Origin of the sequence: Clostridium gallinarum (assembly GCF_014836325.1) — a bacterium.
Classification (GTDB): Bacteria; Bacillota; Clostridia; order Clostridiales; family Clostridiaceae; genus Clostridium; species Clostridium gallinarum.
The window spans coordinates 1-7,656 of sequence record NZ_JACSQZ010000088.1 but is presented as its reverse complement, the minus strand read 5'-3'; the positions used below and the strand labels follow the sequence as shown (position 1 = coordinate 7,656).

Sequence of the window (7,656 nt, the reverse complement as noted above, 5' to 3'; positions counted from 1 at the left end):
TTTCTTAAGTATACCCTTATTTAATAAAAGAATTTTTTAAAAAAGTATTGACTTTTTATAACTGGTCTATACATTAAGAAAATCTTTAAATAAATTTAAATTTCATTAAATAAAGAGCTATCTCTTAGAGACAACTCCTTAGTCAAAAATTATATCTTATTCTACTTTCTCTAATAAACCAGATTTATTTAATATTGGTCTTATAGAATTGTAAATAATAACTACTAATATTGCAGATACTACCGCATTTATAAATGTAGTAACTGCACTTAGTTTAGCTAAGATCATAGCTGCATCTTGAGGTTGTCCTAATATAAATTGTTTGTAAAAAAATCCAACTATAGGATCTGCAATTACATTAAAGCCTAAGCCTCCAACAGCTGCAATAATACTCCACTTTAAAATATATTTTTTATCTTCTTTTTGACTTATTTTTGCAATTTTATGCGCAATTAACCCAGTAATTAGTCCAATACATAATTTTAAAATAAAAGTTTTAGGTGCTACCATTATATATACAGGATCTATTAAATCTGCAATTGTCATACCTATTGCCCCCGCTAATCCACCATACCATCCCCCAAGTAACAGTGCAGCTAAAACACAAAATGCATTTCCTATATGAAGTGAAGTTGCATCACCACCTGGAACTGGTATTTTAATTTGTAAATAGGTAAATGATACAAAACATAATGCTGATAATAATGCAGTTTGACTTAATTTTTTTAATTTTGATTGTTTAATCAAAACAATCCCCCCTTTTATTGTAAACTTATTATAAAGTTTACAACCCTATTCGAATTAAGTCAATTGTATCGATACATTATTATTTTTCTATAAAAAAAGCCTATAAGATATATTTATTAAATAACAATATCTTATAAGCTTTATTCTACTATATGTATTTATATAATTCTTTAATTTGCATTATAAATTTTTTCATCTAACATACCTTCAGACTTTGCAACTACAACACTTGTTGCTGCATCTCCCACTACATTTAAAGATGTTACAAGCATTTCTATAGGTCTATTTATAGCAAGAATTAATGAATAAGCAAGGATTGCCCCATCATTGTTATATCCCATTCCTGATAATACTGTAAAAAGTATTATTGCTCCTGCACCTGGTGCTGCTGGAGTACCAGCTGATGCTATTAATGCTATTAATGAAATAACAACTATATTTCCTACTGTTACATCGTAGCCTGCTGATGATGCTATAAATATTGTTGCCATAACTTGCATTATTGCAGTACCATTCATATTTATCGTCATTCCAAGAGGTAGTATAAAAGATGCTATATCCTTATGAACTCCTAACTCTTCAACTGTAGTCTTTGTATTTAAAGGTAATGTTGCTGCTGAAGACGAAGTAGAAAATCCAAATAACGCAACTTTCCCCATTTTCTTTACGAACTTCATTGGATTAACCTTAGCTCCTATAGCTACAAATATTGCATATCCAAATATTAAGAATATTAATAAAGTAATTATTGTTACTATTACATATACTAGAGCTGGCTTTAAATTATCTATCCCATATATTGCAAATGTTCTTGTTATAAGTACAAATATTGCAATTGGTCCAAATTTAGTTATTACAAAAGTTAAAAATACAGTAATAATTGAATTTACTTCTTCTAATAAATTTTTTAATATTTTAATCTTACCTTCTAAATTATTAATACATAATCCTACTACTACTGCTATAAATACAACTGCAAGTACTTCTGTATTTTTAGAAAATACTGATATAATATTATTAGGTATTACATTTACTACTACAAGTAATGGATTAGTAGAACTTGCTACTCCTGATTGTGCTGAAAGATTATCTACATTAGCAGTAAATAGTCCTAAATTTTTAATTATAAATCCTACTATTCCAGCTAAAGCTAATGCAAAAAATGATGTTATTAAAAATCCTGATATTGTCTTAAAAGAAATACGTCCAAGCTTCTTAGTATCACTTATTTCACACATAGCTAATGCTATAGATGTAAATACCATAGGTACAATTATAAGTTGAAGTGAATTAACAAATAATTGACCTATAATATAAAATATACCTAATGCACTTGTTGCACCTTCTGCTGTTATATCTTGGAATAAAATACTATTTATTTTAGACCAAATTTCTTGATTTCCATTTGAAATTAAATTTTCTCTTAATAGTAAGAATCCTATCCCTGCTATAAGACCTAATGCTAGAGCAATTGCCATCTTTATTGCTACTTTGTTATTGTTGTTTACTTTCATATTACTTTCTCCTAATTAGTTATTTCCCTATTTCTACGACCTAAACAACTACATAAGGCTTAATTACTTAACTTATAATTTTTATCACTTTTCTTTTGTTTAATTTAATTAAAAAGCCTTCCTAAAAAGGAAGGCTATGATAACACTTTTATTTGCTCTTTAAAATAATTTACATACAATTAAAAAGTTCAAATTTATAAGCTTACTATAACTTCCTTACTGATTTCTCGAATCAATTTAAAGGGATTTTTTTCTTATATTATCATTGAACTTAAAACTTGTCAATCTTTGTCTATATAAGTTAGTTTATTTATTAATAAGATTAAATTTTATGAATATTTTTAATTCAATGTTTTTTTGTTTTAAGTAAATATATTTCAATCTAAATTAACTATTATATGGTAGTTATCTCTTAATCCACCTATCAATATATGAATTATTTAAAAAATCTTCTTTATTTAAATAATCTCTAAGTGTTATTCTAAGATATTCTGGATTATATCTAAAATTTATATTATTTTCTAAAGTTTTATAGCCAGTTCCTCTTTGTAAATAATCCGAAGTGGCAACACTATAATATTTTTCTTCATCTAGTTCTTCACCATTTATAATTATTCTATTTATTCTACTATTGTCATGCTCAATTATAGCTCCTGATATATGAAGCTTTCCTAGGAATTTCCCTCTAAATCCCGATCCTGCACCATCTTTATAACAAACCTCTGAATCTAGCGATTCTTCTAAAGCTTCCCTTATATATCTTCCTTGTATCTCCATATAAGTTGGATTTAAGGGTGATGGACAAATTTCAATTAATTTTTTAAAAGATACTTCTCCTTTTCTTATGCCACTATTCATAATTCCGCTATTAATTAAACCAATATCACATTTAAGTAAATCTCTAATAGCATCTGCTAATAAATTAGTTATTGGATTTTCCTCTACTACATCATGCCACATATCTCTATTAATACTGTAAAGAGGTGCTCCTAGTATATCATTTGCAATTTTTCTATTTTTCTTAATAAGACTTAAAATATTTGTGTCCATTTCTACATCTTTTACATTAATATTTATTCCATTAATATTACTTAGGCTTCCATTATAATCAAATTCTAAAAGTCCTAAATTTTCACCATAACATCCTGACATATGTATTATAGTGTTCTTTATTAACATAGGTTCTTCCATAAGCTTATGACTATGTCCATCAATTATAATATCAATGCCTTCCATAGTATTAGCTATATCAGTATCTTCAATAAGTCCTAAATGTGAAAGTAAAATACATACATCATACTTACCTTTATTATCACTCATTTCTTTTTCAATTTGTTCCTTATAGTCTATACTATTCATGCCTAATAGATTAAGAAATGTTGTATAATTAGGAGAGGTTCCTATTATTAAAAATCTTACTCCAGATTTATTAATTATAATACTTCCCTTAACCCCTGAAATTTTACTTCCATCTAACTTAACTAAATTACAAGATAAGAATGGTACTTTATTGTTATTTATCATAGCATTTAATGTTTCTAAACTTTCAAAGGCCTCATTATTTCCAATTGCAATAGCTTCATATCCAGCTTCTAAAAGCAACTCTCCTCCAGCTCGTCCCATTGTCCCTTGAAGCATTACATCTTTAAAATCATGATAATCTCCTGCATCTAAAATTAATGTATTTCCATCTTTTAATTCTTTTATTTTAGTAGTAATTTTAGCAAAATTCTCAAACCTACTATGCACATCATTAGTATGTAATATTTTAAACCTCATAATTCTATCCCCATTCTAATATATTAATTTTATTACTAACATTGACATAACTCCAACCAATACAGTACCTAAAAGACTTTTTGTTAAGATTGCTACAAGAAATGTTGGCAATGCAGCTAATATTTTTTCATTATTAAATATTGATATTTGACCATTTGAAAAAAGTAATTCTTGAGCTAAAAGTGCTGATAAAACTGCAACTGGTATATAATTTAACCAATTTATCACTGATTTTTTTAATTTTATATTATTCAAGAAAACTAAAGGAATTACTCTTGGTAAAATAGTTACTACCCCACAACCAATAATTATAATAAATACATATAAACTTAATTCCATTTATCCATCACCACCCCAATTGTTGCTCCTATTACTGTTGCAATAATTACACTTATATTTCCAGGAAATAATTTACTGCATATAATCATGGATATAACTGTTATTACTACAATAATAATATTTTTCTTATATTTACTTTCTTGACATATTTGAATTACTAATAATCCTATAAACATAGCTGGTAATGCATAGTCTAATCCTAAACTACTAGGATTTTCTATAAATTCACCAAACATTCCCCCTAAGACATTTGCTATTAACCAATTTAAATGAGCTGTTGTATTAAGTCCTAGCATCCAATTAAAGTCTAATTTCTTATCTTTAAATCCTTTATTAGCTGCTACTACAAAAGTTTCATCTGTTAACTCAAATCCTACTATAAAACTTTTTAATTTAGAAAGACCTTTAAAATAAGGTGTTATTGAAGCACTTAATAATAAATGCCTTAAATTGACCAAAAACACAGTAAAAATTGTAGCTGAAATTGATGCTTTTGATAATATCATTGCAGCTACTGTAAATTGTGCTGAACCTGCATAAAGTATAATACACATTAAAACTATTTCTAAAATACTCATTCCAGAAGTTTTTTCAACTACTCCTGCTGCAAAACCTATGCTTAAATATCCAAGTAATGTTGGAATACAATCTTTTACTCCTTGTTTAAAGCCTTCTTCATTATTTACTACAATTTCTTCCATTTCAACCATAGCATTCTCATTCATTCCTAGCCCCTCCCTTTACTTTATAAAATAAATAGATACCCCAAAATACTTTTGAGATATCCTATTTTAATATTATAATAATTCTTTTCTTAGTTCTTCTCCTGATTTTGGAGATAAATAGCTAAATGGAATATCTAAAACTGTTCTAGCTCCCTTTTGCCCTTCTTTATGTAGTCTATATACAGCTCTTGCATAAGCTACTAATACACTAGAAGTAAACTCAGGATTACTATCAAGTTTTAAGCTAAACTCCATTCTTTGATTGGTGCCCTCTCCAGTTACTCCTGTACGAATAACAAATCCCCCATGAGGCATTCCTTTATGATTTTTATTCATTTCTTCTTCAGTAATAAAATTTACTGTAGTATTATATTCTGCAAAATAATTTGGCATATTTATTATTTCATTTTTAATATATTCTAAATCTGCATCTTCTTTAGGTACAATATAACATACTCTTTCATGTTTTTCTCTAGATGAAAGCTCTACATTTTTTCCTGTACGAACCATATTTATAGCACTTTCTATAGGTACAGTATATTGAACTCCATCTTCAACTCCTTCAATTCTTCTAATAGCATCAGAATGACCTTGACTTACACCTTTTCCCCAAAACGTATAATCCTTGCCATTTGGAAGTACAGCCTGACCTAATAGACGATTTAATGAAAATAATCCTGGATCCCACCCAACAGAAATAAGTCCAATAGTACCAGAATTCTTTGTTATATCATCTAATTTATTAAAATACTCTGGTATATTAGCATGAGTATCAAAACTATCTACTGTATTAAACATCTTTGCTATTTCTGGAGTTTGCTGTGGTAAGTCTGTAGCTGAACCTCCACACATAATCATTACATCAATTTTTTCTCTATAGTCTTCAATTTTTGATATATGTACCATCTTTGAAGTACCAAGTAATTTATCTGGATTTCTTCTTGTAAAAATAGCCTCTAATTCAAAATCTTCATTTTGCTCTAGAGCCATTTCTACTCCTTTTCCTAGGTTTCCATAGCCTACTATTCCAACTCTTATCTTATTGCTCATATTTTGCCTTGGCTTTATAGCCAAGCACCCCCTTTTTATATAAATTTTAATTTTATCTTAAAACAAGATTATCATATTTTTTCACTTTTTTCCACAGATTGTTATTTATATTTATTAATTTATAATAATTTATTATATTCTTCTGCTAACTTCTTAAATAATGGAATAGATTTTTCAATTGTTGAAGTTTTAATACAATATGAAGCTCTAAAATATCCAGGACATCCAAAGTCACTACCAGGTACTAATAACAAATCATACTTTTTAGCTTTTTCACAAAAAGCAATATCATCATCTTCTAATGCTTTTGGAAATAAATAAAAAGCTCCTTCTGGCTTATTACATTTAAATCCCGCTTCAATCAAACCATTATATAATAACTCCTTATTTTTTTCATAAATACTTATATCTGATGGTATACCTGCACATCTTCCAACAGCTTTTTGAAATAATGATGGAGCATTTACATGAGTTAAAATTCTTGATGCTCCAGCTATAGCTCCATAAACCATATGAAAATCATCAACCTCATTAGGAACTACTATATAACCAATTCTTTCACCAGCAAGTGAAAAAGACTTACTATATGAGTAACAGACTAATGTATTTTTATAATACTTAGTTATATAAGGAACTTTAACATTATTATAAGCAATTTCTCGATAAGGCTCGTCTGATATTATGAATATTGGATGATTATATTCTTTTTCTTTTTCTCTTAATATATCCGCTAATTTGATTATTGTTTCCTCTGAATATACTGCCCCACTTGGATTATTGGGCGAATTTACAATAACAGCCTTTGTATTCTTATTAATTTTCTTTAAAAACTCTGGAAAATTAATTTGAAAATCTTCTAATTGTGCTGGTATAACTGTTAATTTAGCGCCAGTAGCTTCTACAAAACACTTATATTCTGGAAAATATGGAGCAAATGTTATGAATTCATCATTCTCTTCACTTAAAGCTTTGAAACATATACTTATAGCTGCAGCTGCTCCAGCAGTCATAAATAAATTATTTCCTGAGAAATTAGTTTCAAATCTTCTATTTATACTTTTTGCAAGTAATTCCCTAGCTTCTGGATCTCCCGGAGCAACTGTATAACCATGAATACTGCATGGCTCCTCATTTTTCAATATATTTATAAGCTCATCAGTAATAAACTTAGGTGTTGGAACATTTGGATTTCCTAAGCTAAAATCATATATATTTTCTTCTCCAACTATCTTAGCCCTCATTCTTCCATATTCAAAAATTGTTCTTATTGTGGATTTTTTACTTCCTAACTTATACATCTCCTGTGATACCATTTTATACACTCCCTTACACCCTTAAATTTTTAAATAATAAATTACCAAAACTGTTATAATCTATTATACCTTCTAATGAACTATTTACCAATCACTACATAAAAATAAATTCTAGTCATGTACCACCAGCTTAGCTGGTGGCTTGATTAAGCCCTATAAGGGCATGATACTGGCGGCACTACTCGTGCT

The 7,656-nt window shown here is 28.1% G+C and carries 7 protein-coding genes; all 7 read right to left on the bottom strand.

Annotated elements, in window-relative coordinates:
• Positions 1 to 156: 156 nt before the first annotated feature.
• Positions 157 to 747 carry an ECF transporter S component gene (locus H9660_RS15205; RefSeq protein WP_191751230.1) on the bottom strand — a complete coding sequence of 197 codons (591 nt, stop codon included), beginning with the start codon at positions 745 to 747 and terminating at the stop codon, positions 157 to 159.
• Positions 748 to 917: 170 nt separating this feature from the next.
• Positions 918 to 2,261, bottom strand: coding sequence for a dicarboxylate/amino acid:cation symporter (locus H9660_RS15200; protein WP_191751229.1), 1,344 nt, complete (start codon positions 2,259 to 2,261; stop codon positions 918 to 920).
• A gap of 405 nt (positions 2,262 to 2,666) precedes the next feature.
• The gene (locus H9660_RS15195; RefSeq protein WP_191751228.1) at positions 2,667 to 4,040 is read right to left on the bottom strand and encodes a bifunctional metallophosphatase/5'-nucleotidase; all 1,374 of its coding nucleotides are present in this window, start codon (positions 4,038 to 4,040) and stop codon (positions 2,667 to 2,669) included.
• A 15-nt stretch (positions 4,041 to 4,055) separates the two neighbouring features.
• Positions 4,056 to 4,379: an AzlD domain-containing protein gene (locus H9660_RS15190; protein WP_191751227.1), complete on the bottom strand. Its 324-nt coding sequence runs from the start codon at positions 4,377 to 4,379 to the stop codon at positions 4,056 to 4,058.
• Positions 4,370 to 5,104 (bottom strand): AzlC family ABC transporter permease, encoded by a 735-nt coding sequence (locus H9660_RS15185; RefSeq protein WP_243190681.1) that lies wholly within the window; start codon positions 5,102 to 5,104, stop codon positions 4,370 to 4,372. The genes H9660_RS15190 and H9660_RS15185 overlap by 10 nt, the downstream gene beginning before the upstream one ends.
• A 72-nt stretch (positions 5,105 to 5,176) precedes the next feature.
• Complete coding sequence (locus H9660_RS15180) at positions 5,177 to 6,154, bottom strand: diaminopimelate dehydrogenase (protein WP_191751226.1); 978 nt, start codon at positions 6,152 to 6,154, stop codon at positions 5,177 to 5,179.
• 119 nt (positions 6,155 to 6,273) lie between these two features.
• On the bottom strand, positions 6,274 to 7,467 hold the full coding sequence (locus tag H9660_RS15175; protein ID WP_191751225.1) for a pyridoxal phosphate-dependent aminotransferase: 1,194 nt from the start codon (positions 7,465 to 7,467) through the stop codon (positions 6,274 to 6,276).
• Positions 7,468 to 7,656 lie beyond the last annotated feature (189 nt).

Bases quoted from the DNA above. Each gene is read 5' to 3' on its own strand.
- H9660_RS15185 (WP_243190681.1), bottom strand. From the start codon at position 5,104: ATGAATGAGAATGCTATGGTTGAAATGGAAGAAATTGTAGTAAATAAT.
- H9660_RS15180 (WP_191751226.1), bottom strand. From the start codon at position 6,154: ATGAGCAATAAGATAAGAGTTGGAATAGTAGGCTATGGAAACCTAGGA.
- H9660_RS15195 (WP_191751228.1), bottom strand. From the start codon at position 4,040: ATGAGGTTTAAAATATTACATACTAATGATGTGCATAGTAGGTTTGAG.
- H9660_RS15175 (WP_191751225.1), bottom strand. From the start codon at position 7,467: ATGGTATCACAGGAGATGTATAAGTTAGGAAGTAAAAAATCCACAATA.
- H9660_RS15200 (WP_191751229.1), bottom strand. From the start codon at position 2,261: ATGAAAGTAAACAACAATAACAAAGTAGCAATAAAGATGGCAATTGCT.
- H9660_RS15190 (WP_191751227.1), bottom strand. From the start codon at position 4,379: ATGGAATTAAGTTTATATGTATTTATTATAATTATTGGTTGTGGGGTA.